Source organism: Sphingobium fuliginis (genome assembly GCF_004152845.1).
GTDB classification, from domain to species: domain Bacteria; phylum Pseudomonadota; class Alphaproteobacteria; order Sphingomonadales; family Sphingomonadaceae; genus Sphingobium; species Sphingobium fuliginis.
This window is the reverse complement of record NZ_SEON01000013.1, coordinates 19,764-44,130: the sequence shown is the minus strand read 5'-3', so window position 1 is coordinate 44,130 and position 24,367 is coordinate 19,764. Positions and strand designations below refer to the sequence as shown.

General features: G+C 65.6%; 21 protein-coding genes and 1 other RNA gene. 14 read left to right on the top strand and 8 right to left on the bottom strand.

Features of this window, described 5'->3' with window-relative positions:
- The first annotated feature begins 4 nt into the window (after positions 1–4).
- On the top strand, positions 5–2,203 hold the full coding sequence (locus EWH10_RS21085) for a ComEC/Rec2 family competence protein (RefSeq protein WP_044661821.1): 2,199 nt from the start codon (positions 5–7) through the stop codon (positions 2,201–2,203).
- On the opposite strand, the gene lexA is transcribed toward EWH10_RS21085, so the two are convergent.
- A complete protein-coding gene (lexA, locus tag EWH10_RS21080) occupies positions 2,140–2,826 on the bottom strand; it encodes a transcriptional repressor LexA (protein WP_044661822.1) in 687 nt (228 codons plus the stop codon). The genes EWH10_RS21085 and lexA overlap by 64 nt on opposite strands.
- A 153-nt stretch (positions 2,827–2,979) precedes the next feature.
- On the opposite strand from lexA, the gene EWH10_RS21835 reads away from it, so the two are divergent.
- The gene (locus EWH10_RS21835; RefSeq protein WP_165363390.1) at positions 2,980–3,138 is read left to right on the top strand and encodes a hypothetical protein; all 159 of its coding nucleotides are present in this window, start codon (positions 2,980–2,982) and stop codon (positions 3,136–3,138) included.
- Positions 3,139–3,222: 84 nt separating this feature from the next.
- On the opposite strand, the gene EWH10_RS21075 is transcribed toward EWH10_RS21835, so the two are convergent.
- The 6 genes from EWH10_RS21075 to EWH10_RS21050 all read right to left on the bottom strand — a co-directional run bounded on the left by EWH10_RS21075 (position 3,223) and on the right by EWH10_RS21050 (position 8,594).
- Positions 3,223–4,404, bottom strand: coding sequence for a molybdopterin molybdotransferase MoeA (locus EWH10_RS21075; protein ID WP_044661823.1), 1,182 nt, complete (start codon positions 4,402–4,404; stop codon positions 3,223–3,225).
- Positions 4,401–4,886, bottom strand: a complete 486-nt coding sequence (gene moaC, locus EWH10_RS21070; RefSeq protein ID WP_025549266.1) for a cyclic pyranopterin monophosphate synthase MoaC — start codon at positions 4,884–4,886, stop codon at positions 4,401–4,403. Before moaC ends, EWH10_RS21075 begins: the two co-directional genes overlap by 4 nt.
- A complete protein-coding gene (gene trpC, locus EWH10_RS21065; protein WP_044661824.1) occupies positions 4,883–5,674 on the bottom strand; it encodes an indole-3-glycerol phosphate synthase TrpC in 792 nt (263 codons plus the stop codon). Before trpC ends, moaC begins: the two co-directional genes overlap by 4 nt.
- Positions 5,671–6,663, bottom strand: coding sequence for an anthranilate phosphoribosyltransferase (gene trpD / locus EWH10_RS21060; protein WP_044661825.1), 993 nt, complete (start codon positions 6,661–6,663; stop codon positions 5,671–5,673). The genes trpC and trpD overlap by 4 nt, the downstream gene beginning before the upstream one ends.
- A gap of 426 nt (positions 6,664–7,089) precedes the next feature.
- The gene (locus EWH10_RS21055) at positions 7,090–7,680 is read right to left on the bottom strand and encodes an anthranilate synthase component II (protein WP_044661826.1); all 591 of its coding nucleotides are present in this window, start codon (positions 7,678–7,680) and stop codon (positions 7,090–7,092) included.
- A 161-nt stretch (positions 7,681–7,841) separates the two neighbouring features.
- Positions 7,842–8,594 carry an NRDE family protein gene (locus EWH10_RS21050; RefSeq protein WP_025551083.1) on the bottom strand — a complete coding sequence of 251 codons (753 nt, stop codon included), beginning with the start codon at positions 8,592–8,594 and terminating at the stop codon, positions 7,842–7,844.
- Between the two features lie 24 nt (positions 8,595–8,618).
- Here EWH10_RS21050 and ssrA point away from each other — a divergent pair.
- The 5 genes from ssrA (at position 8,619) to EWH10_RS21025 (ending at position 15,904) form a co-directional block, all read left to right on the top strand.
- Positions 8,619–8,963, top strand: a transfer-messenger RNA (tmRNA) gene (gene ssrA, locus EWH10_RS21045).
- 293 nt (positions 8,964–9,256) lie between these two features.
- Complete coding sequence (locus EWH10_RS21040; RefSeq protein ID WP_044661827.1) at positions 9,257–9,640, top strand: hypothetical protein; 384 nt, start codon at positions 9,257–9,259, stop codon at positions 9,638–9,640.
- Between the two features lie 273 nt (positions 9,641–9,913).
- Positions 9,914–11,509, top strand: a complete 1,596-nt coding sequence (locus EWH10_RS21035) for a hypothetical protein (protein WP_044661828.1) — start codon at positions 9,914–9,916, stop codon at positions 11,507–11,509.
- A gap of 91 nt (positions 11,510–11,600) precedes the next feature.
- Positions 11,601–14,288: a TonB-dependent receptor domain-containing protein gene (locus tag EWH10_RS21030; protein WP_065846534.1), complete on the top strand. Its 2,688-nt coding sequence runs from the start codon at positions 11,601–11,603 to the stop codon at positions 14,286–14,288.
- A 161-nt stretch (positions 14,289–14,449) separates the two neighbouring features.
- Positions 14,450–15,904 (top strand): CYTH and CHAD domain-containing protein, encoded by a 1,455-nt coding sequence (locus EWH10_RS21025; protein ID WP_044661830.1) that lies wholly within the window; start codon positions 14,450–14,452, stop codon positions 15,902–15,904.
- A 103-nt stretch (positions 15,905–16,007) separates the two neighbouring features.
- Here EWH10_RS21025 and EWH10_RS21020 read toward each other — a convergent pair whose 3' ends face one another.
- Positions 16,008–16,655, bottom strand: coding sequence for a prolyl hydroxylase family protein (locus EWH10_RS21020; protein WP_371873107.1), 648 nt, complete (start codon positions 16,653–16,655; stop codon positions 16,008–16,010).
- 171 nt (positions 16,656–16,826) lie between these two features.
- On the opposite strand from EWH10_RS21020, the gene EWH10_RS21015 reads away from it, so the two are divergent.
- From EWH10_RS21015 to gspI, 7 genes are all read left to right on the top strand, one after another.
- Entirely contained in the window at positions 16,827–17,666 is an 840-nt protein-coding gene (locus tag EWH10_RS21015) for a type II secretion system protein N (RefSeq protein WP_044661831.1), read from the top strand.
- Positions 17,663–19,849: a type II secretion system secretin GspD gene (gene gspD / locus EWH10_RS21010; RefSeq protein ID WP_044661832.1), complete on the top strand. Its 2,187-nt coding sequence runs from the start codon at positions 17,663–17,665 to the stop codon at positions 19,847–19,849. Before EWH10_RS21015 ends, gspD begins: the two co-directional genes overlap by 4 nt.
- 111 nt (positions 19,850–19,960) lie before the next feature.
- Positions 19,961–21,505 (top strand): type II secretion system ATPase GspE, encoded by a 1,545-nt coding sequence (gspE, locus tag EWH10_RS21005; protein WP_272481264.1) that lies wholly within the window; start codon positions 19,961–19,963, stop codon positions 21,503–21,505.
- Complete coding sequence (gene gspF, locus EWH10_RS21000; RefSeq protein ID WP_025551095.1) at positions 21,498–22,715, top strand: type II secretion system inner membrane protein GspF; 1,218 nt, start codon at positions 21,498–21,500, stop codon at positions 22,713–22,715. The genes gspE and gspF overlap by 8 nt, the downstream gene beginning before the upstream one ends.
- 93 nt (positions 22,716–22,808) lie before the next feature.
- Positions 22,809–23,387, top strand: a complete 579-nt coding sequence (gene gspG / locus EWH10_RS20995; protein WP_371873106.1) for a type II secretion system major pseudopilin GspG — start codon at positions 22,809–22,811, stop codon at positions 23,385–23,387.
- Positions 23,388–23,445: 58 nt separating this feature from the next.
- Positions 23,446–23,928, top strand: coding sequence for a GspH/FimT family pseudopilin (locus EWH10_RS20990; protein WP_380834294.1), 483 nt, complete (start codon positions 23,446–23,448; stop codon positions 23,926–23,928).
- A gap of 10 nt (positions 23,929–23,938) precedes the next feature.
- The gene (gene gspI / locus EWH10_RS20985; protein WP_083199098.1) at positions 23,939–24,322 is read left to right on the top strand and encodes a type II secretion system minor pseudopilin GspI; all 384 of its coding nucleotides are present in this window, start codon (positions 23,939–23,941) and stop codon (positions 24,320–24,322) included.
- The last annotated feature ends 45 nt before the right edge of the window (positions 24,323–24,367 follow it).

The window sequence follows — 24,367 nt, the reverse complement described above, 5'->3', positions numbered from 1 at the left end:
TAGCATGGCTTTCGAGCCACGACAAACCTCCGTTGTCAGTTCGGCCCGGGGGAAAGCAGCGCGGATTTGGCGCGGCGTGGAGCTGTGGCTGGAGGAGGAGCGCGAACGGTTGCCGCTATGGGTTCCGGTCGCCCTGGCTGCGGGAATCGCGGCCTGGTTCCTTCTGCCTAATCGGCTGGAATGGCTGGCCTTTTGCTGCGTGACGCTTGCGGTCGCCTGCGCCGCGCTGCTTTTGCCGCCCGGTGGCCGGGTGCGTCAGGCGATCGTCGTCGGTGGCATTCTTGCCTGTGCGGGGTGCCTGCTGGTCTGGGGGAAAGCGACGATCGTCGGATCGCCGCCCCTCGACCGCCCCGCCTTCATCTCGCTGAAGGGGGAGGTCCGGTCGGTCGAAAGGCTGCCCGCGCAGCACATGAGTCGCGTGCTGGTCCGGCCTGTCGGCGTGCCTGCCCTGCCGCCCCTGGTGCGCGTCAATCTTGACGATGCGTCGATGCCGCCGGGGGTCGGGGAGGGAGCCATCATAGCCTTCCGCACAAGGCTGATGCCGCCTGCGCCGCCCAGCCTGCCGGGCGGCTATGATTTTGCGCGCCGCGCCTATTTCGAGGGCGTCGGCGCGACCGGGCGTGTGCTGCCGCCGCTCACGGTCCTGCGGCCGGCCACGGCCGGCCCCCGGTTGAGGGCGCGTCTGTTCGAGCATATCCTGGAGCGCGTTCCGGGACAGGGCGCCGGCATCGCCGCTGCCCTGGCCACGGGTGATCAGGGCGCAATCGCGCAGGCAGATGCGGAGGCGATGCGTCGGAGCGGCCTTGCGCATCTGCTGTCGATCAGCGGTCTGCATGTCACGGCCCTGATCGCTGCGGTGATCTTCCTGTTGATGCGGCTGATGGCGCTCAGCCGCCGGGCGGCTCTCGACTGGCCGCTGATGCTGCTGGCCGCGGGCGGCGGCGCTCTGGCGGGCATCGGCTATACGCTTCTGACCGGCGCAGAGGTGCCGACCGTGCGATCCTGCGTCGCTGCCCTGCTTGTGCTGGGCGGACTGGCGATGGGGCGGGACGCGATCACGCTCAGGCTCGTGGCGGCGGGGGCGCTGGTGGTGCTGATCCTCTGGCCAGAAGCACTGGTGGGGCCGAGTTTCCAGATGAGCTTCGCGGCCGTGATAGCCTTGGTGTCGCTGGGCGAGCATTCGGCCTTCCGCGCCTTTCTCGCGCCGCGTGGCGAAGGGGTGGGGCGCCGGATCGGGCGCAATCTTGCGGGCATGCTGGCGACCGGCCTGGTCGTGGAGCTGGTGCTGGCGCCGATAGCGCTGTTCCATTTCCACAAGGCGGGCATGTTGGGATCGATCGCCAATCTGGTGGCCATACCGCTTACGACCCTGGTGGTCATGCCGCTGGAGGCGACGGCCTTGCTGCTGGACCTAGGCGGGTGGGGTGCGCCCTTCTGGTGGCTTGCCGCGCGATCGATCGACCTGCTGTTGCTGATTGCCCATGGCGTGGCGTCCAGCCCTTGGGCGGTGGTACTGGCGCCCGCCCAGTCGGGCGTAGTGTTCGGCCTGATGCTGCTGGGCATGCTGTGGTGCCTGCTATGGCGAAGCCGGTGGCGCTGGGCGGGTCTGATGCCCGTGACCACCGGCGTCATGATGGTCCTGACCAGCCCGATGCCCGCCATATTGATAAGCGGGGACGGCCGGCATGTCGCGGTGCGCACTGCCGATGGCGGCATGGCGATGCTGCGGGCGCGAGCCGGCGGCTATGCGCGCGACGTCATGGCGGAAAGCGCGGGTTATGACGGTATCTTGCAGGCATTGACGGCGCTGCCCCAGGCCCGCTGTTCTCCCGATCTATGCGCCGTTCGCCTGAAGGGAGGGGGCCGGAACTGGAACCTGTTGCTGACGCGAAGCAGCGTGAGGATCGATAATGCGATACTGGCGCGGGATTGCGCCTATTCAGACATCGTCGTCAGCGACCGCCGCCTGCCGGGCGCCTGTCGCCCACGCTGGCTGAAGGTGGATCGACACTTCCTCGCCAGGACGGGTGGCCTGACCATCGATCTGGACCATGGCACCATGCGCAGCGCGAAGGCGTGGCATGACGAGCACCCCTGGGTCGCGCGGTCTTCCCGCCGGCCGCGCGAATACAGGAAGCATCAGTTATATCGGCGCAGCAACCCGGCCAGCTTGCCCTGGATGCGGACCTGCCGAGGGTCGTAGATCTGCGGTTCATAGGCGCTGTTGGCGGGATCGAGCCTGACCTTCGGACCCTCACGCCGGAAATATTTCAGCGTCGCTTCATTTTCGTCGATCAGGGCGACCACGATCTGCCCCTCGCGCGCGACGTCGGTGCGCTGGATAAGCGCGAAATCGCCGTCCAGAATGCCCGCTTCGACCATTGAATCCCCCGCCACTTCCAGCGCATAATGATCCCCGGTGCCCAGCAGCGCGGCAGGAACGGAAAGCATGTTCTGCCCCTCCAGCGCCTCGATCGGCACGCCCGCCGCGATCCGGCCGTGCAGCGGAATCTCCAATATGTCGTTGGCGGCGACCGGGGGCCTGCTGGCCACCGGACCGGGCGTCAGCGGCGGCTTGGCAGGCACGACGACCTTGGGAGCGCGATGCATGGCATCGGGCAGCTTGAGCACTTCCAGTGCGCGGGCGCGATTGGGCAGGCGGCGGATGAAACCGCGTTCCTCCAACGCATTGATCAGGCGGTGGATGCCGGATTTGGACCGCAGGTCCAGCGCTTCCTTCATCTCCTCGAAAGAGGGGGATACGCCTCCCTCCTCCAGCCGGGTCTGAATGAAGCTCAGCAATTCCTGTTGCTTGGGTGTCAACATCTCGCCTTGCCCTCCTTGGAACGGATGGAGAACGCATAGGAAACGGAACGGGGTAAGTCAAGCGCCTAACCGTTGGGCGCTTTTGCTGGAACGCGGAAGGCCGCAGGCCGTTTAACGCCTGCCTTCCACGAAGAAGGTGAATAGGAGAGAAAGATGGCCAACCAGAACAACCAGGGCGGCGGTCAACGTCGCGACCAGCAGGGCGGCGACCGCTCCAGCCAGGGTGGACGCCAGCAGCAGCAGGAAGACCGGCAGGGCCAGATGGGCGATGAACGCCGTCAGGACAAGTCGCCCGGCAAGCAGCAGCGCTGAAGGAACGGCGGCGGTCCAGCAGGGCTGACATCGCCGCCATCCGTCAGGACTGCACTGGAAGGGGTCGCGCGGCGGCCCCTTTCCTTATGCGAGGGGAAGAACCGTGACGTGATCGCCGGCGGCAGCCGGAGCAGAGCCGGCGGGGCGCAGGATGAGGCAGTCGGCCATCGCCATGGCCGCGGTGGCGGCGCTGTCCTGCGATGTCACGGAAACGATGCCCGCTTCCGTGCGGAACGCGCGGAGGTAATCGTCGCGTTCCCCCGTGGCGGGCAGCGGCGCGGCGAGCGTCGCCGGCGCGGTGCGGGGCAGGGGCGATGCCGCGCCCATCATATTGCGGACCAGCGGCAACAGGAACAGCGTTGCCGTCACGAAGGCCGATACCGGATTGCCCGGCAGGCCCAGGAAGACGGCGGAACCCAATGTCCCCGCCATCAACGGCTTGCCCGGACGCATGCGGATCTTCCAGAAATCGAGCGAACCCCCGGCCTGGACGAAAGCCGGGCGGACGATGTCGTGATCGCCCACCGATGCGCCGCCGGTCGAAACGATGATGTCCGCCTGGCTGGCGCGGGCAAAGGCCTCGACCAGGCCGGGGAGATCGTCCGGCACGATCCCCAGATCGATGACATCGCAGGAAAGGCCGGCGAGCAGGGCGGCCAGCATGGGCGCGTTGGAGGAGGGAAGCTGGCCGGGCTGCGTCGGCGCACCGGGGGGCACGAGTTCGTTGCCTGTCGAGAGCAGGGCGACCCGCGCCCGGCGCGATACGGGCAGCGTCCCATGCCCGCCCAGCACGGCGAGCGCGATCTGCGCCGCCCCCAATGCGCTGCCGGCCTTCAGCAAAAGGCCGTCCTTGCGGAAGTCGGAACCGGCCGGACGCACATGGCGGCCCTTCGTCAGCGCCTCCTCCAGTCCGCGCAGCATGTCCCCCTCGCGCGCGGCGTTTTCCTGAATCAGGATGCTGTCGGCGCCCTGCGGCAAGGGCGCGCCGGTGAAGATGCGGCAGGCCTGGCCGGGTTCGAGGGGCGGAGGCGGCGGGCCGCCCGCCGCGCTTTCGCCGGCGACCTGCCATGGCCCGGGCCATTCGGCGGCGCGCACGGCATAGCCGTCCATGGCGGAAAGATCGGCCCAGGGCTGATCACGCAGCGCAACGACATCTTCCTTCAGCCATCGTCCGGCGCAGGCGGGAATGGGCATATGCTCCGTCGGCAGCGGCCTTGCCAGCGCCATCAGGCGGCTCTGCGCCTCCGCGACCGGAAGCAGGCTCATGATGCCGGCCCGTCCCCAGCCGTCCAGTCGCCGGACTTGCCGCCGCTCTTGGCCAGCAGGCGCACGTCGCTGATGATCATGCCCTTGTCCAGCGCCTTGGCCATGTCATAGACCGTCAGCAACGCGACCGACGCGGCGGTCAGCGCCTCCATCTCGACGCCGGTCTGACCGGCGGTCTTCGCGGTCGCCGTCACGGTCACGCCGCTGCCGTCGAGATCGAGGTCGATGCTGACCGAACTGAGCGGAATCGGGTGGCAGAGCGGGATGAGGTCGGCGGTTCGCTTGGCCGCCATGATGCCCGCCACGCGGGCCACGGCCAGCACGTCGCCCTTCTTCACCAATCCCTGCTCGATCGCTGCTGCTGCATCGGGACTCATGCTGATGCGGCCGCTCGCGACAGCCTTGCGCGCGGTCGTCGCCTTGGCGGAAACATCGACCATATGGGCCGACCCTTCCTCGTCCAGATGGGTGAGCTTGCTCATCGCCCCGTCAGCAGCCCGCGCGTGGCGGTTTCGACATCCGCCTGCCTCATCAGGGTTTCCCCCACCAGAAAGCAGCGCACGCCATGGTCCGACATGGCGATCAGGTCGTCATGGCTGCCGATGCCGCTTTCCGCAACGAAGGTGCATCCTTCCGGAGCCTGTCCGACCAGTTCGTAGGTGCGGGCGAAATCGACCGTGAAGTCGCGCAGGTCGCGATTATTGACGCCGATCAGGCGCGAGCGGAGCTTCATCGCGCGCTCCAGTTCCTGCGCATCATGCACTTCAACCAGCGCATCCATGCCCAGGCCAAGGGCGGCGTCCTCTATCTCCGCCATCTGATTGTCGTCCAGCGCGGCGACGATGATCAGGATCGCGTCGGCGCCGAGCGACCGGCTTTCCAGCACCTGCCAGGGATCGACCATGAAATCCTTGCGCAGCACCGGCAGGGCGCAGGCCGATCGGGCCGCGACCAGATAATCGTCATGCCCCTGGAAATAGGGTTCGTCGGTCAGCACCGACAGGCAGGCCGCGCCACCCGCCGCATAGGCGCGGGCATGGGCGGGCGGATCGAAATCGGGGCGGATCAGGCCCTTGGACGGGCTGGCCTTCTTGATCTCCGCGATCAGGCCGAATCCGGAGCCGGCGGCACCGTCCAGCGCCTTGCGGAAGCCGCGTGGAGGCGTCTGGTCGGCGGCGCGGGCGTGAAGCGAGGAGATGGGCGTGGCGGCCTTGCGCCGGGCGACTTCCTCCCGCTTTACATCGCAGATTTCGATCAGCTTGTTCGTCATTTATAGGCTATCCAGCAATTGAGCAGCGCGTTGGCAAGGCCGCGGTCGATGGTTTCGGCGGCTTCCTCCACGCCTTCGCGGAAATCGGACACGGCGTCGGCCACGACAAGGGCGGCGGCGGCGTTCAGCAGCACCGCGTCACGATAAGGCCCCGCTTCGCCTTGCAACAGGGCGCGCAGGGCGGCGGCGTTATAGGCGGGGTCGCCCCCCCTGATCGCCTCGACCGGATGGGTGGACAGGCCGAGTTCGGCAGCGGTCAGGCGGCGCATCGCAACCAGCCTGCTGCCTTTCACCTCCGCCAGAGCATTGCCGCCAGCCAGCGACAGTTCGTCCAGCCCTTCGTCGCCGGAAACGATCATCGCATGATCGACGCCCAGTTCCGCAAGCGCCTCCGCATAGACGGGGACATAGTCCGGACGCGCTATGCCGACCAGTTGACGGCGCACCCCGGCCGGATTGGCGAGCGGCCCCATCAGGTTGAAGATGGTGCGTTCCCCGATCGCCCTGCGGATGGGGCCAAGCCGTTTGAGCGCGGGATGATAATTCTGCGCAAAAAGGAAACAGATGCCAAGATCGGCCAGCGTCGCTTCGGCTGTCGTGGCGGCGCGGTCCAGGTCCAGGCCGAGCGCTTCCAGCGTATCGGCTGCGCCGGCCTTGGAGGAAGCGGCGCGGTTGCCATGCTTGGCCACGGGCACGCCCGCCGCCGCGACCACCAGCGACACGGCGGTCGAAACGTTGAGGGTATGATGGCCATCGCCGCCCGTGCCGCAGACATCGATCGTGCCCACCGGCGCCGTGACTGGGATCATGCGGTGGCGCATGGCGCGGGCGGCGGCGGCGATTTCCGTTGCCGTCTCGCCACGCCGGGCCATGGCGACGAGAAAGCCGGCGATCTCCTCTTCCGGCAGGTTGGCGTCGAACAGCAGGTCGAAAGCCTTTGCGGCCTGTTGCGCGTCGAGTGGGGTGGCGGGATCGGGCAGGCGGGTCATCGACGCTGCCTTAATCATGGGAAGGCGCCGGAGTCGAGATGGGGAAGCGCGAAAGTCGTTATGCCAGCGCAATATGGTGCGCTAGGCGATGCGTTCGCAGGCGGCGAGATTTGCGGGTTTGCCGCCGCGGTCCCGCCTTCGCGTGATTTGCCGGACTGGCTGATTTGGGGGGTAATCGGACACCCCCTTATCCCTCTCCCTTGAGGGAGAGGGCTGCGCAGACTTGGCAGCTTGCTGCCTAGTCGTAGCTGGGTGAGGGGGTCGCGATCCAGGGGATAGCGCGGGTCACAGGCCCGCTCCCCTCATCCAAATCAGCCCAGGCTCCTTCATCGCCAAGGCTTCCTATCCTTCTCCCTCAAGGGAGAAGGAAGGTCCTGAATTGGCCATTTCCCCCAAATTCCGAACTTGGTCTAAGGTGAAGCCGCTTCAGGCCGCCGCGCGTTCGCGAACCGGAATGCCGGCGATCCGCATGAAGTTCGCCAGTATGTCATGACCATGTTCGGTGGCGATGCTTTCCGGGTGGAACTGGACCGAATGGATCGGCAGGTCGCGATGCCGGAAACCCATGACCGAGCCGTCCTCGCTGGTGGCGTTGACGATCAGCGTTTCGGGAATCTCCTCGACGATCAGCGAATGGTAGCGGGTGGCCGTGAAGGGCGAAGGCAGCCCCTGAAACAGGCCCGTGCCGTCATGGGTGACGGGGGAGGTCTTGCCGTGCATCAGGCCGCCGCGCACCACCTTGCCGCCGAAATGCTGGCCGATCGACTGATGGCCCAGGCACACGCCCAGCAGCGGCGCACCCGCATCGGCGCAGGCGGCCACGAGATCGAGGCTGACGCCTGCTTCATTGGGCGTGCACGGACCGGGCGACAGCAGAAATGCCTGCGCGCCGGTGGAGAGGGCCTGGCCGGCGGAAATGGCGTCGTTGCGGACAACCTCCACCTGCGCTCCCAATTCCATGAGATAATGGACGAGGTTCCAGGTGAAGCTGTCATAATTGTCGATGACGAGGATCATGCAGCGGCTTTAGCGCGGGATCGAAGCTTGGGGAAGGGCCGCATTTCCGCGGCAGCGGCGATTTGGGTGGGAAGCCGGACAGGGAGTGTCGACCCCAAGCGCATGTGCTTCCGCGAAGGCAGGGGGCAAGCATCGACTGGCGGTGGCAAATGGATTTCCCTTCATTCGCCCCTCTCGTCCCATTTGAAAGCCAAGCGGGTTTCGCCGGTCTGCACGCCGTCAGGGTCGAAGCGGCGCTCCGAAATGACGCCTTGTCCCCGCGCGTCGACGGCGACGATCGTGCTGCATCGCGTGCCATAGACGGGATTGCGGATGAAGATGGGCGAGATCATCGCCTCCGCCGGAATGTCGGAGGGCGCATCGGGGGCAATGCCGGCGTGGGGCAGGCTTTCCGCGCGGAGGGCGCCGAACAGCGTCAGAGGATCGTCGGCTCCGGCGACCAGCCAGTCGAGCAAGGCGGATTTGAGGGCGAGCGTCTTCGGCCAAGGCGCATCGAGCGTGCCGTTGGAAAGGCCATAGAGGCCAGGCGTGAGTTCCGTGCGCAGGAGGTGAGGGCGGTTGGTCAGGAACAGCGCTCGGTCCCGGTCGATCAGGATGAGATTGAACGGATTGAAATCTCCCAGCGGAGCCGTCTCGTCGCCGCTCAGAAGGTCTGTCACCAACGCGCCGCGGGACGCGCGATCGGGATCGGGCCCGCCATAGCCGCGCAGGTTGGTGACGATCGCGGCGCGCCCCTGTTCGGAAACGCCCAGCCAGGTTCCGCCGGAAAGCAGGTCCCGGCCTGCGATCAGATGGTCCGGCTGTTCCCAGCGGGCGAGCGGCGCTGCGGGGCGCGCGTGCAGTTCGTCGCGATTGCCGATGAGGATCAGTCGCCAGCGGGGATGCGCGTCCCAAGCCATTGCCATGATGCACATGCGTGTTTTCCTCCAGATCGGGAGCGGCTTGATAAACGGTCCGCGCCTCTCCATATAGGCCGGTGCCGGGTTCGCCCGGCTATGGTGATAAATCGTATCGTGCAATAGGCGCAGCGGACCCGGGGGCGGTACCCGGCGGCTCCACCACATTCCCCGTCGTTCCGGGGCGCGTGACGGGGCCGAACTAGGATCGACGTGTGTTGAAAAGCGATGCCTTCACCCGGCCTGAGTACGCCGTAAAAAGGTTCAAAACTCACAAGTGCCAACGATAACGAGGCTCTTGCTCTTGCTGCGTAATTGATGGCCTCACGGCCGGACATTACTCAAAAAGAACGCGGTTGAACCCACCGGGCAACAGAAGGGAATTCAGCGGCCGCCGGAGGGGCCGGGCAACAGAACCCTCCGGACCTTCCCTCACAATTCCACTTTTTCCAGTCGGCTGATCGCGGGATCGCTGGCCCCCTGCGCGGCTGCTCGCGAATCGGTGAAGTCCGGAACGACTTCATTCGATTACACTTTTATGACAGTTAAAAGAAAAAGATATAAGATGTTGAATATAGGGCGATAAAAATCCTTTTTTGTGGATGCTCCAGCCCTTGCTCCCATGTCATCAAAGTGAAATACTTACAGCTATTATAGAAGGTTTTTTCAGGAGAAATGGGATGAAGAAGGTGCCTGCGATACTGGCTTTTGGGCTGGCGGCGATGGCGCCCGCCACGGCCTTCGCAGCTCCAGAGGAGGTCGTCGTCGTTGGCGTGCCTGACGGTCGTCTCGCCGCCGGTGCGCTGGTCGCGGGGGATTATGGCCGGGCAGCCCGTCGGTTGAACGTTGTCCGTCCCGATGCGGCGAATGATCCGGCCCGTCTCATCAATTTGGGCAATGCCTATGCCGGAATGGGCCGAATGGAGGCGGCTCATGAGGCTTACAAGGCAGCCCGTTTCGCCCCGGACACTCCGTTGGTTACGGCAGACGGCAATGAGGCATCCTCGCGAGAGATCGCGCGCCGTGCGCTCGGCCGGCTGAACGCGCAATATGCCATGCGCTGAAACTAGGCGTCTGGCGTAAGCCCTGGGTGCAGGGAGAGGGGGCGTCGTTCGTTACCGGACGGCGCCCCTGCTGCGTCTGCTGTCATCGGAATGAAAGAATTTTCTTCAAACTGTCATTTAGTTGACGCCATTTCGTCACAGAATCAAAATGAGCCTGTCATCTGACGCGCCTAGCTGCCGCCCCGGAGGGCGACAGGGGGCGTTGTCCGATTCGAGTTCCCCTTGACGCTCCGCATTCCATCACATGCCGGCAAAGCCGGAAGCGGAGACGACATGGCCAAGTTCAATCGACTTCAAACCATCCTGATGGCAGGCTGCGCCTGCGCGGCGCTCAGCGCGTGCGGCGCCGATGATGTCGCTTCGCCCGGCGAAGGCACCATCGTGCTGCCGACCCCGACGCCCAGCCCGACGCCTACGCCGACTCCGACCCCCACGCCCACGGCCGTGACGCCGGCTTCGAGCTGCCCGGCCATTTCGGGTTCCGATCAGTTGACCGACCTCGGTACGATCACCGACGGCAGCAACACATGGCGGAACTGCGCTTTCCCGGCGCGCTTCAACAGCTCGACAGCCATTACGAAGGTGGCGGGGGTGATTTACTCCATGCCCGGCCGCGTCGATGTCGGTACCGACCAGGGCGCCGCGAGCACGAACACCGTGGTGACGCTGACGATCGATCCGGGCGTGGTAATCTTTGCCGGAACGGGTAACACCTTCCTGGCGGTCAACCGCGGCAACAAGATCAACGCCGTGGGCACGGCGGCGCAGCCGATCGTGTTCACCAGCCGTGAAAATGTGCTGGGCACGGCAAACGACCAGTCATCCGGCCAGTGGGGCGGCGTCGTGCTGCTCGGTCGTGCGAAGATCACGGATTGCTCGGTGGCGCCGAATGCTGCGCCCGGCACGACGGCCTGCGAACGCGACACCGAGGGTGCGAGCGGCGCGCTTTATGGCGGCGCCAACGACGCCGACAATTCGGGCCGGATGAGCTATGTCCAGATCCGCTATTCGGGCTTCGTCCTGTCGGGTTCCAGCGAGCTTCAGGGCTTGACCCCCTCCGGCGTCGGCACCGGCACGCAGCTTGACCATATCCAAGTCCACAACAGCTCCGACGACGGCATCGAGATATTCGGCGGCAGCGTCCACCCACGCTACCTGGTTCTGACCGGGAACGAGGACGACAATCTGGACACCGACGTCGGCTATCGCGGCACGGTGCAGTTTCTGCTGAGCATCCAGCGCGAAGGAAATAATATCGGTGACAGCTTCCTCGAAACCGACTCTAACGGTTCGACGACGGGCACCAGCTTCTCCGAGGATGCGCTGCCCCGCCAGTATCTGAAGGTGGCCAACTTCACCGCGATCAACCGCTCGACCACAGGCAGCAACGGTTCGGCCATGCTGCTGCGCGGCGGCGCCGACCTGACGCTGGTGAATGGCCTGGTCGTCAGCCCGACCCAGACCTGCCTCCGCATCGACGGTGCGTCGACGGTGCGTGACGCCGATACCGCCCTGCAGGACGCCGGCAAGCCGCGTTACATCTCCGTCGCGATGCAGTGCCTGCCCGCCACCCCCTACAAGGGCAATAACGGCGTGACCGCCGCGGTCGTACAGTCGATCTTCGAGGCGGGTCCGAGCAGCACCATCACCTATACTCCCTCGCTGAGCAGCCTGTTCATCAATGGCGCGACCGAAACGGCGCTGACCGCGACGGACCCCAAGACCATCGACAGCGCCTTCACCACCACCAACTATGTCGGCGCGGTCAAGGACAGCAACGATAGCTGGTATGCCGGCTGGACCTGCAACTCGGTGACAGCGAACTTCGGCAGCAGCTCCAAGAACTGCACCGCGATCCCAACGACCTGATCGGTGACCTGACCTCAACAGGGGCGGGGGAGCGGCATCAGGCGCTTCCCCGCCTTCTTTGCAAAGACTTTTCCCAAGGGGGACATAAGCCATGTCGAAGCCGCTCAGCCTGGCGCGCCTGCTTCTGATTTCAACCGCTCTGTCCGCTCCGGCGGCGATGGCGCAAAATGCTCCGCGAGCCAGCCGGCCAGCGACTTCCGGCACGCCGACCGCATCGGAAGAGGCGGACGCCCAGTCGGGCAATGTCGACGTTTCCATTCCCGGTTCCGACATCATCGTCACCGGCCGCAGGACCAGCAACGTCTCGCAGGCCGCGCCGCAGGTGGTGAACGTGCTGTCCGCCGCCGACATCAAGCGCACGGGTGAGGGCGACATCGCCGGATCGTTGCAGCGCGTGACCGGCCTGTCGGTCGTGTCCGGCGGCTATGTCTATGTGCGCGGCCTTGGCGACCGCTATTCGCTGGCGCTGCTCAACGGTTCGCCGCTGCCCAGCCCCGAGCCGCTGAAGCGCGTCGTCCCGCTCGACATTTTCCCCACCAGCGTGATCGCATCGACCTTGGTTCAAAAAAGCTATTCGGCCAATTTTCCCGGGGAGTTCGGCGGCGGTGTGATCAACCTCACCACCAAGGCGATTCCGGTAGAAAGCTATCTGGAAATCACTCTCGGCAGTTCCGCGAATACCGAGACGTCGGGCCAGTTGGGCTACACTCATTATGGCAGCAAGTCCGACTGGACCGGTTTCGACGACGGCACGCGCGATGTTCCCCCGGCGCTGAAGCAGGCAATCGGCGGCGGCACGGCCTTCTCCAACATTCCCCGCGCCGACCTGCGCGCCATCGCCATGCAGTTCCAGAATGCCGATACCTCGCTCCTTCAGCGGACGAACAGCCTGCCGTTCAACTTTTCCGCCTCGCTGAATGGCGGCACCTCCTTGGATGTCGGCGGTGACGGTCGCCTGGGCATCATCGCCACGGCGTCCTACAGCAATAAATGGCGCACCCGCGACACGTTGCAGCAGGCGGCTCTGGACGTGGCGCGCGGCGCCGGGCGCAACAACCGGCAGGTCAGCACCGAAAATGAGGTGACGGTCAACGGCCTGCTGGGCTTCGGTCTGGAACTGGGCGATCAGAAGCTGCGCTGGACCAATCTCTACATCCGCGACACGCTGAAGCGCAGCGCGCTGGCGATCGGTCAGAATGACGGGCTGATCCAGGGCGCAGACTATATGACACAGCAGACCGGTTGGTACGAGCGCCAGTTGATCGACACCCAATTGGTGGGTGAGTTCAAGTTCAGCGATGCATTGAGCCTGGACATCCGCGGCGGCTATGCCAATTCACAGCGTGAAGCGCCCTATGAGCGTGAGTTCGTCTATGTCCGAACCAATCGCGACCTGGGAACCGATCCGGTGGGCGACCGCTTCATCAACGCGCTGAACCGCCAGCGCGGCGACGCCTCCATCACCTTCAGCGACCTCAACGAGGATCTGTGGTCGGCGGGCTGGGACCTGAGCTATAAATTCTCGCCGGCCCTGACGACAACCATCGGCTATGCCTTCACCGATACAAAGCGCAGCTCCTCCCGCTATGAACTGCATTTCGATGCGACCAACCTGCCGCTGGGTGCGCAGCAGATGCGGCTCGACTATCTGCTGTCGGATGCGGCGATCCAGCTTTACGACATCAGCCTGCTCGAATTCTCCGGCAATTACCCGGTCTATGACGCCGCGCTCAGAACCCATGCCGGCTATGCGCAGGTAAAGGCGGAACTGTTCCCCGGCCTTTCGTTCGACGCGGGCGTTCGCTTCGAAAAGGGGCGGCAGTCGGTGACAGGCGTCGACGTCTATTCGACCGGCATCACGCCGTTCAACCAGATCCGCAAGGAATATTGGCTGCCCGCCGCCACCATCACCCTGGAAGCGGCCAAGGGCCTGCAGTTCCGCCTGAGCGGATCGAAGACGGTGGCGCGCCCGCAATTCCGCGAGTTGATCGCGCAGCCCTTTCTCGACCCGGAATCCAATCGCTTCTATCGCGGCAACCCTTTCCTTCAGGACAGCGAACTGTGGAATGCCGACCTTCGCACCGAATGGTATATGGGTCGAGACGAGCGGCTGACGGCAGCGGCCTTCTACAAGAAGATCGAGAATCCGATCGAGACCTTCACCACCATCACCGATACCTATTCGGTGACGACCAGCTTCGCCAATGCGCCGGAAGCCAAGCTCTATGGTTTCGAGGTCGAGGCGCAGAAATATCTTCCGCTCGAGGGCCTCTCCAACTCGCCCTTCTTTCAGAGCAGGCGCGTGGTGCTGATCGGCAACTACACCTATACCCAGTCGGAACTGAAGGTGGGGGCGGACGATACCACCATCCCCTACAGCTATACGACGGGGCCGCTGCCGCTGGCTTCGGACTATTTTCAGAACGGCGTGCCGCTGACCGGCCAGTCGGACCATCTGGTGAACTTCCAGATCGGATTGGAGGATACCGACAGGCTCTCGCAGCAGACCCTGCTCCTCACCTATGCCAGCCCGCGCGTGACCAGCCGCGGTCCGAACCTTCAGCCGGACATCAAGGAAAAGCCGGGCCTGACTCTCGACTTCGTGGCACGCCAGGCGGTGAAGCTGCCGGGTGGGATCAACAGCGAGTTCAAATTCGAGGCGCGTAACCTTACCGGCCGGAAATTCCAGGAGTTTCAGGAACTGGACGGCACCAAGATATTCTACAACCGGTACAAGATCGGCACGACCATAGCCGCATCGCTGACCGTCGCCTTCTGAAGGGCCTTCCTCCGGACCCTGCTGGAGGAAAGGAACGGCCGATCCGCATCCAATGGATCGGCCGTCATGCCTGTGGCAGGATTGGCCCGGATGGCGGGTTCATGATAAAGGCTGCGCTCCATCAGCCTTGCCATGGCCAAACAAGTGCGCGGAGGCGGCGCATGAATCGGGAAGTCGAACTGAAGCTGGAACTGGCGCCCGATGCGGCGGATGCTTTCGGGCGACTGGATTGGTTCCCGGCGGACAGCGACGTGGCGACATTGCGCTCCATCTATTTCGACACGGCGCAGCGGGATCTGGCGGGCCGGGGGATCAGCCTGCGTATTCGCCGGGCGAACGGCCAGCGGGTGCAGACGGTCAAGGCCGATGGAGAGGGCGGCGCGGGGCTGTTCGCGCGGGCGGAATGGGAAATGCCGGTCGCGGACGATGCGCCAGTGCTGGATGCCCGGACGCCGATAGCCGAGCTGCTGGGGCAGGGGGTGCATGGCATCCAGCCTGTCTTCCATGCCGAAGTCGAGCGGCGCAGATGGATCGTGCGGCAGGATGATGCCCTGATCGAACTGGTGCTGGACCGGGGGCAGGTGAGCGCCGGGGACCGGCAGGCCGCGATCTGCGAAGTCGAACTGGAACTGAAATCCGGCTCACCGGGCGCCCTGTTCCTCCTCGCGCGGCGGATCGACGCCGAAATGCCGGTCCGTCCCGGCGTGCTGACGAAGGCGGAGCGAGGATACCGGCTGCGCGACCGGCTTGCCGCCTTCGTCAAGGCGGAACCGGTGGCGCTCGACCCGTCGATGCGGGCGGAGGAGGCATTGTCGCGGATCGCGGGAAGCTGCCTGCGGCACTATCGGCTGAACGAGGCGCTGCTGCTGGATCATTATGATCCAGGGGCGCTGCACCAGGCACGGGTGGCGATCCGCCGGTTACGCTCGGCCCTTTCGCTGTTCAGGCCCATGCTGGCTCCTGCGGATGTGGAGCGCTTCCAGGGCGAGCTCAAATGGCTGGCGGCTATGCTGGGCGAGGCGCGCAATCTGGATGTGCTGGCCGAACGGGTCGAGACGGAGGAACTGCGCGAGCGATGGGATGCGGTTCGGGGCGAGGTGCATGGCCGCGTGCAGGAATGGCTGCGCTCGGCCCGGGTTCGGATGCTGCTGATCGATCTTGTCGAATGGCTGACCCTGGGCGCGGGGCTTGGCGGGGGCAAGGCGCTGGCGATGCGGGACGAGCCGGCGGCGGACTTTGCCGCGCGGCGCTTGCGGCGGCTGCGCAGGCGGATCGCGAAGGAGGGCAGGGGGCTTGCCGGATTGAGCGACGAAGCGCGCCATGAGGTGCGCAAGGATGCCAAGAAACTGCGCTACGCCTCCGAATTCTTCGCCGGGCTGTTCGAGGGCAGGAAGGCGCGGCGGCGGCGGGGCAAATTCATCGCCGCGCTGGAACAGGTGCAGTCGGAACTGGGCGCATTGAATGATCTGGTCGCCGCGCCGGGGTTGCTGGCGCATTATGGGCTGGGGGGAGAGGAAGCCAGGCTGCGTCCGAAGCGGAAGCGGAAACGGAAATTATTGGGCGCCGCGGCCCGCGCCCATGAGGATTTGCTGGAGGCCCCTCGCTTCTGGCGGTGAGGGTATTTGCGGCGATGGATGGAGAGCGGATGGTCTGAGCGCCCCTCCATGAAGCATGTCGCGCTTGATGGGCTGCCAATGGTCATTCGCGACCCACCCCCGATCACCCCCACGGCCGTTCGCGATACCATTTGGTGATGACATGCTTGACGCCGCTGCGTACCTTCATGCCGTGGTGGATGCTGGCGGGATTATAGGCCCCCGGACCCAGCCGGTTGTTCCACGCCAGCAGCTTGCCGGTTTCGGGCTGTACCGTCTTGCCGATCTTGACGAAGCGGGTCGCGCCGCCCGCCGCCGGTTCGTTCAGATAGACCATCAGCGTCCATGTGCGGTTCCCGGAAACCGCACAGAAGCGTTCGAAATCAGGGCCCTTGGGTTCGAAATAGTCGGTATGCGCCTTGAATTCCTGACCGACGGAATAGCGCTGCCCCTGAATGGGTTCGCCATGGGCGGGATCGATGCCGGCGAAGGCGGCGAGCTTCGCGTCGATCCTCGCCACAAGCGGGTCGGAAGCGTCCAGGTCGCATGTCTCGCTGGTGCGGAAATATCCGTCGCCATTCGCGTCCGCGATGGTGGAGGGGCGGCGGTGGGCGTCGATCCGTTCTATTAGGCCGGCACATTCCTTCGCCGACAGGAAATGGCGCTGGATGAACAGAACCAGGTCGCGGCTGGGCACGCGCTGGATGCGGGGGTGGGATGCGATCCAGGCAGGATCGGCATCGGGCGCGGCGGGAGGGAGGCTATCGGCCATCGGCAGGGTCCAGGAAGCGGAAATCCGGCCTTTTGCTATCGCTGGCCGCGCGAAATGCAAGCGCTGTCGCTTCGGCCGTTGCGATTGTCATCAAAGCGTCACAATAGTGTCATCCGGTAGTAAAACCAATTTTCTAGCAGGCGCCGATATCAAGGGGGATGAACGACGCGCATGCGTGTGGCTTTCAGCGAGAATATCCGGAACATGGGCGGACGGTTGCGGCCGATCGACTGGTTGTCGGCGGTCGAGAAGCTGTTGCTGGGCCTGCTGGCGCTGCAATGCGCGGCGCTCGTCTGGACGGTGCTGACGCCCGTCGGCAGTTTCGGCCCCTGGGAAGGGAGGCAGGCCCGCTTCCTTTCCATCGCGGAACGGCAGGCGCTGTTTTCCAGCTTCGATCCCTTTTATCGCGGCGGCCCGCAACAGGCGGGCGGCGGCGTCGTGACCTCCCTGGCGCTGACCGTTTACGGCATCCGCCTGAACGAAGGGTCCGGACTGGGCTCCGCGATCGTGGCGGGGCCGGATGGGGTGCAGAACAGCTTTGCCGTGGGTGAGGAGATCATGCCCGGCGTGGTGTTGAAGGCGGTCGCCTTCGACCATATCACCATCGACCGCGGCGGGGCGGAGGAGCAGGTGTTTCTCGACCAGTCGCAGCCCGCGCCGACGGCCATGCCGGATGGTGGAACGCCCGCAGGTTCGCCGCCTTCGCCGCCTTCGCCAGTGGCGGGAACGGACAATCCGACCGCCGACATGCTGAAACGCGACGTCGGCTACACCCCCCGGATGCAGAATGGGCGCGTGACCGGCCTCATCCTGACGGCCAGGGGGCCCGGCTTCCAGCAGGCCGGCTTCCAGCCCGGCGACATCGTCACCCAGGTCGACGGCCAGCCCATCGGATCGGTGAGCGATCTTCAGGCGCTGCAGGGCAGGATCATGCCCGGCGCGCGCATTTCCCTGACGGTGGAGCGCGGCGCGGCCATGTCCTCCGTCAACCTGACACTGCAAGGCCAATGACCAGAAAACTGCTTCTTTCCGCCGCCATGGCCCTCGCGCTGGCGGCTCCCATCGCATCGCCGGTCATGGCGCAGCAGACGCTGAACGTGCGCGACGCCGACATCCGCGCCTTCATCCAGGATGCGGCGCGGGTGACCGGGCGGACCTTCATCATCGACAACCGCGTGGCCGGAAAGGTGTCCGTGGTGACCGACCGGCCGCTGTCGCGATCCGAATATTTCGAGATTTTCCTGTCGACGCTGCGGGCGAACGGGCTGGTGGCGGTGCCGGCGCCGGGCGGCGCCTATCGCATCCAGCCGGCGGACGGCGCGGCGGGCCAGCCCAGCGCCGTGGGCCGCGCGGCCAATCGCAACCAGTTCGTGACGGAGGTGTTCCGCCTGCGCTCCATCGACGCGGCGAGCGCGCTGGAAACGCTGCGGCCGCTGGTCAGCAAGGATGGCTCCGTGACGGCGAACCGGGCCGGGAACAGCGTGGTCGTGGCGGACTATGCCGACAATATCGGGCGCATCCGGCAGGTGATCGCGCGGATCGACCGGGATACGGCCTCGACCACCACGGTCGTGCTGAAAAATGCCGGGGCGCGGGAGATCGCGACGTCCCTGCAGGCGCTGGTGACGACGGGCGGGGAAGGGGCGGCGAAGCCCGCAACCATCGTGCCCATCGACAGCAGCAATGCCGTCGCGATCCGTGGCGATGCCGGGACGGTGGCGCGGCTGGCGCAGATGGCGCGCGACCTCGACCGGCAGGCCGCGAGCGGGACCGAGATCCGCGTCTACTGGCTGGAACATGCCGATGCCGAAAAGCTGCTGCCGGTGTTGCAGCAACTGGTGGGGCAGGCGACCGCTTCGCCCGTGACCGCCTCCACCCCCGCGGCGGGAACCGCGCCCTCCGCGGCGCCAGCCGCCGCTTCAACCGCGGTGGCGGGGCCGGGCAGCTCGGGCGGCAACGGGATTTCGTCGCGCGGGCCCGCCATCGTGACCCGCTATGAGGGCGCCAATGCGATCATCGTCGCGGCCAACAGCGACGTGCAGCGGATGCTGGGCGAGACGATCCGCCAGATCGACACAAGGCGCGAACAGGTGCTGGTGGAGGCGATCATCGTCGAGATCAGCGACGCCGCCGCCAAGAAGCTGGGCGTGCAATTCCTGATCGGCAGCACCAAGACGGGTTTTGCCGCGACCAATTATTCCAATGCTTCACCCAATATCTTGACGTTGGCAGGCGCGATCGCCGCCGATCGGCTGGGCGAGACGACGACGACCGTCGTGGCGCCGGACGGCACCCGAACGGAGACGAGGACGCGGGAAAATGGCGACCTTGCCAATACGCTGCAACAGGCGGCGGTCGACAGCCTGATGAACGCGACCGGCGGCTTCGGCGGGGTGGCGACGTCGCTCGGGCGGAACGGGATTTTCGGAGCGATCATCAATGCTGTCAAATCCGATACCGACAGCAACATCCTGTCCACGCCTTCTGTGATGACGCTGGACAATCAGAAGGCGTCGATACTGGTCGGCCAGCAGGTGCCGGTGACCACGGGCGAGGCGCTGAGCCAGAATTTCGACAACCAGTTCCGCACCGTCCAGCGGCAGGATGTCGGCATCAAGCTGGAGGTGAAGCCCCAGATCAACACTGGCGGCGCGATCAAGCTGTTCCTGAAGCAGGAGGTGTCCAGCGTCGCCGGGCCGGTGTCGAACAACAACAGCGACCTCATCATCAACAAGCGTGAGATCGAGACGACCGTGACGGTCGACGATGGCGAGATATTGGCGCTGGGCGGCCTGCTGGACGACAATGAGCGCAAGACGATAGAGCGTATTCCGCTGCTGTCCGACATTCCCGGCATCGGCGAACTGTTCAAGTCGCGCAGCAAGAGCCGGACCAAGACCAACCTCATGGTCTTCATCCGCCCCACCATATTGCGTTCGAAGGAAGATGCGCAGAAGCTGACGCAGCAGCGCTACGGCTATATCCGCGGCATGCAGTTGCAGCGCAACCCGGAACAGGAGCCGGGCATAGACGAGCTGGTGCGCGACTATATGGGCGCGATGCCTCCCTCCGCCGCGCCGCAGCCGGGCGACGCCGTGGTGCAGCCGCCCGCCGAGATCATCGAACCGACCGCCCGCCAGTCGAGCGGGGTGGTGCGGCCCGTGGACATCCCGGAAAGCGAGCAACCGAAATGATCGGGAAGCGGGCTTCCTCTCCGTTCGGGCTGAGCTTGTCGAAGCCCTTCGCTTTTCTTCCTTTCAGGAAAGGACTGGGCTTCGACAAGCTCAGTCCGAACGGAGGTTAGGGTGCAGGAAGCCGCTTCTGCTTCTGGCGATATCCCCCCGCATATCGCGCCGCGCGCCGTCGACATACCCTATGTCTTCGCGCGAAAGCACGGCGTGGTCATGCTGCCGCCGGATGGAGAGCGGCTGACCATCGCCGTTCGCGAAGGCAGCGATCCGCGCGTCCTGCTGGAGGTGCGGCGGCATCTGGCGCGCAGCTTCGACGTGCGTTTCGTCGATGCCGCGCAGTTCGACCGGCATCTGTCGGATCATTATGCGATGGAGGGCAGCGCCGCCGCCATGGCGGGATCGCTCGATGTCGGGGCGGACGAGCTGGACATCCTCGCCGCCGACATTCCGACCGCCGACGATCTGCTCGACAGCGCCGATGACGCACCCGCCATCCGCCTCATCAACGGCATCATTGCCGAAGCGGCGCGGCAGGGCGTGTCGGACATCCATATCGAACCCTATGAGACCGGGCTGATCGTGCGGATGCGCGTCGACGGCGTGCTGCGGGAGACGCTGCGCATGCCGCCCCATGTCGCGCCGGTCGTCGTCAGCCGCATCAAGGTGATGGCCCGCCTCGACATAGCCGAGCGGCGCGTGCCGCAGGACGGGCGGATCGGGCTGACGCTGGGCGGGAAACTGCTCGACGTGCGCGTTTCCACCCTGCCGAGCCGGGCGGGAGAGCGGGTGGTGCTGCGCATTCTCGACAAGGAGAATGCGGGCATGAACCTCGACCTGCTGGGCATGGCCGGGGCGGCGGACCGGATTTTCCGGGAGGGGTTGCAGGAACCCAATGGCATCATCCTCGTCACCGGGCCGACAGGGTCGGGCAAGACGACGACGCTCTATGCGGGCCTCAGGCAGCTCAACGACGGCACGCGCAACATCCTGACGGTCGAGGACCCTGTCGAATATGCGATCGAGGGCGTCGGCCAGACGCAGGTGAATGCGAAGGTGGGCCTGACCTTCGCGGCCGGCCTGCGCGCCATCCTGCGTCAGGACCCCGATGTGGTGATGGTGGGCGAAATCCGTGACCGGGAGACTGCCGAAATCGCCGTGCAGGCGTCCCTGACGGGGCATCTGGTGCTGTCCACCGTCCACACCAATGACGCGGTGGGTGCGATCACGCGGATGCGCGACATGCGGGTGGAACCGTTCCTGCTCGCCTCCACCCTGCGCGCCGTGATCGCGCAGCGGCTGGTGCGGCGGCTCTGCCAGCATTGCCGGGAGCCGGTGCAGGCGGACAAGTCGGCCAGCGCCCTGCTGGGCTTCGATCCGGGCACGATCATCTATCGGGCGCGGGGATGCGAGTCATGCAACGGCACCGGCTACAAGGGCCGCATCGGCGTGTTCGAGGCGATCCGGGTGGACGATACGATCCGGCGGCTGATCAATGACGGCGGCGATGAATCGCTGATCGCGCGCCATGCTTTCCTGAACGCGCCCAATCTGGGTTCGGCGGCGCGTGCGCTGGTGCGCGACGGCCAGACGACGGCGGAAGAAGCGATCCGCGTGTCGCGGCGCGACGCGGGCGAGGTGGAAACCATCACCGATGGCTGAGTTCGACTATATCGCCATCGACCCCGCCGGGCGTGAGCGCAAGGGCGCGATCAAGGCTGAAACGGTCGAGGATGCGCGGGCGAAGCTGGACTCGCGCAAGCTGTTCATCGTGCGGATCGAGCCGGGCGCGGTGGAAAAGGCGCGCAGGCGGGCAGGGTTGTCGTTCGGCGCGCCGCGCCTTTCGGCCAAGGAACTGACGCTGTTCACCCGGCAGTTGTCGACGCTGATCCAGGTCAGTCCGCTGGAGGAATCGCTCCGCACCATCGGGCGGCAGAGCGAGCAGGCGCATGTGCAGGCGATTGTCGGCAAGGTGCATTCGGGCGTGCTGGAGGGGCGGCGGCTGGCCGACGCCCTGGGCGCCGAGCCGAGGAGCTTTCCGCCGCTCTACCGCGCGATGATTTCAGCGGGCGAGAGTTCCGGCAGCCTGCCCACGATCATGGAGCGCCTGTCCGACCTCATGGAGCGGCAGGCGGTGATCCGGTCGAAAGTGCTGACCGCCATCGCCTATCCTTCCGTGCTTGCCGCCTTTGCGGTGTGCGTGGTCGCGGCGCTGATGATCTTCGTCGTGCCCAAGGTGGTGGAGCAGTTCGATACGGTGGGCCAGCAACTGCCGCTGCTCACCCGCATGGTGATGGGTATTTCCGCCTTTCTGGCGGGCTATTGGTGGCTTCTGGCGATCCTGCTGGGGGTGGCTGGCTTCGGCTTCTGGCGGGCGCTGAAGGTCGAAAGCTTCCGCTATCGCTTCGATGCGATGCTGCTGCGCCTGCCATTGCTGGGGCGGCTGATCCGCGACCTGCATGCGGCGCGGATGGCGCGCACCCTGTCGACCATGGTGGCGAGCCGCCTGCCGCTGATGGAGGGCTTGTCGCTTACCGCCCAGACGGTGCACAACCGGGTGCTGCGGCAGGCTTCGGAGGAGATCGTGGAGGCCATTCGCGGCGGCGGCAGCCTGTCGGCGGCGCTGCGGCGGGCGGGCGTGTTTCCGCCTTTGCTCGTCTATCTGGCGGCCAGCGGGGAGAGCGCGGGGCGGCTGGACACCATGCTGGAGAGGGCGGCGGACTATCTGGAGCGGGAATTCGACAGCTTCACCTCTGCCGCGCTCGCCATGCTGGAGCCGGTCATCATCATCGCCATGGGCGGCATCGTCGCCGTCATCATCCTGTCCATCCTGCTGCCCATCCTGCAATTGCAGAGCCTTACCGGGGCCTGAGGAGTGTTTATGCGCAAGATCCTTTCTTTCCGTCATTCCCGTGAAGGCGGGAATCCATCGCCTGAACGTTCCCCCTGGCGTTTCTTGTGGGAGATGGATTGGCTGCGCCGAACTGGCGTTTCCCGCCTTTGCGGGAATGACGTCAGGAGAGGGGAAGGAGAGAACGGCTTCGGGTCTCCGAGCCGCTCCGCCGAACACGGCTTCAGGTCTTTGAGACGTTCCGCCGAACACGGCTTCACGCCCGTGAGGCGTTCCGCCGAACACGGCTTCACGCTGGTCGAACTGATGGTCGTGATCGTCATCATCGGCCTGCTTGCCACCATCGTGGCGATCAACGTCATCCCGGCGACGGATACCGCGCGGGTGGAGAAGGCGAAGGCCGACATCGCCACCATCGAACAGGCGCTGGAACAATATCGGCTCGACAATCTGGCCTATCCGTCCGCGACCGATGGGTTGCAGGCGCTGATCAACCCGCCGGCCGCGCTCGCCCAGCCGCAGCGTTACCGGCGCGGGGGGTATATCAAGAAGCTGCCGAACGATCCCTGGGGCCGGCCATACCGCTATGCGGTGCCGGGGCGGAAGGGCGCGTTCGACATCAGTTCGCTGGGAGCGGACGGGCAGCCGGGTGGCGACAATGAAAATGCCGACATCTATTCCAGCGAGCTTTGATCGCCGGCGGCACGGCTCCGGATCTTTGAGGCGTTCCGCCGAACACGGCTTCGAGTCTTTGAGGCGTTCCGCCGAACACGGCTTCAGGTCTTTTAGACGTTCCGCCGAACACGGCTTCACGTTGATCGAGCTGATGGTCGTGCTGACGATCATCAGCTTCATTTCGGCCGCAGTGGTGTTGGCGATCCCCGACCCTCGCGGCCGGGTGATCGAGGATGCCGATCGCTTCGCCGCTCGCCTTGCCGCGGCGCGCGACGAAGCGGTCGTTACCGCGCGGCCCATGGGTGTATGGGTATCGGCCTCGGGCTATGGCTTTCAACGCCGCGATGGCGGGCAATGGGTGGGGCTGGAGGACAAGCCCTTCGCCACCGCCAACTGGAAGGCCGGGACGCGGGCGCTGGTCGGGAAGGACGGACGGCAGCAGATCGGCTTCGACGGCACGGGACTTCCGACCGATCCCATGACGGTGATCCTTGCCCGCGAGGGAGAGCGGGTCTCGATTTCGGTCGATATGGCTGGAAAGGTCGTTGTCGGTGGGTAGGACGCGCCGCATGCGGTCACGCTGCCGCAAGGCGCGTGGGGAGGAGCAAGGCTTCACCCTGCTCGAAATGCTCGTCGCGCTCGCGGTCTTCAGCCTGGCCGCCCTGGCGCTCGTCCGCCTGCAAGGGGTGACTCTGCACACCGCCGCCGACCTCGACAGCAAGGCGATGGGTCAGATCGTCGCGCGCAACCTGATGGTGGAGGTGCAGACCGATCCCGCGCCGCCTTCGCTCGGCAGTGAAGAAGGCGATGTCGACAATGGCGGGCGGCGCTGGCACTGGACGCGGCAGGTCAAGGCGACCGATGACAAGCGCCTGCTGCAAGTCGATCTTGCCGTCGACGGCCAGGCGGGCTCCTCCCCCGTGGTGCTGAGCTTCGTGCGGGTGGTGCAATGAGGCAGGCAGGTTCCATCGGACACGGCATAGGGTCCGTGAGGCATT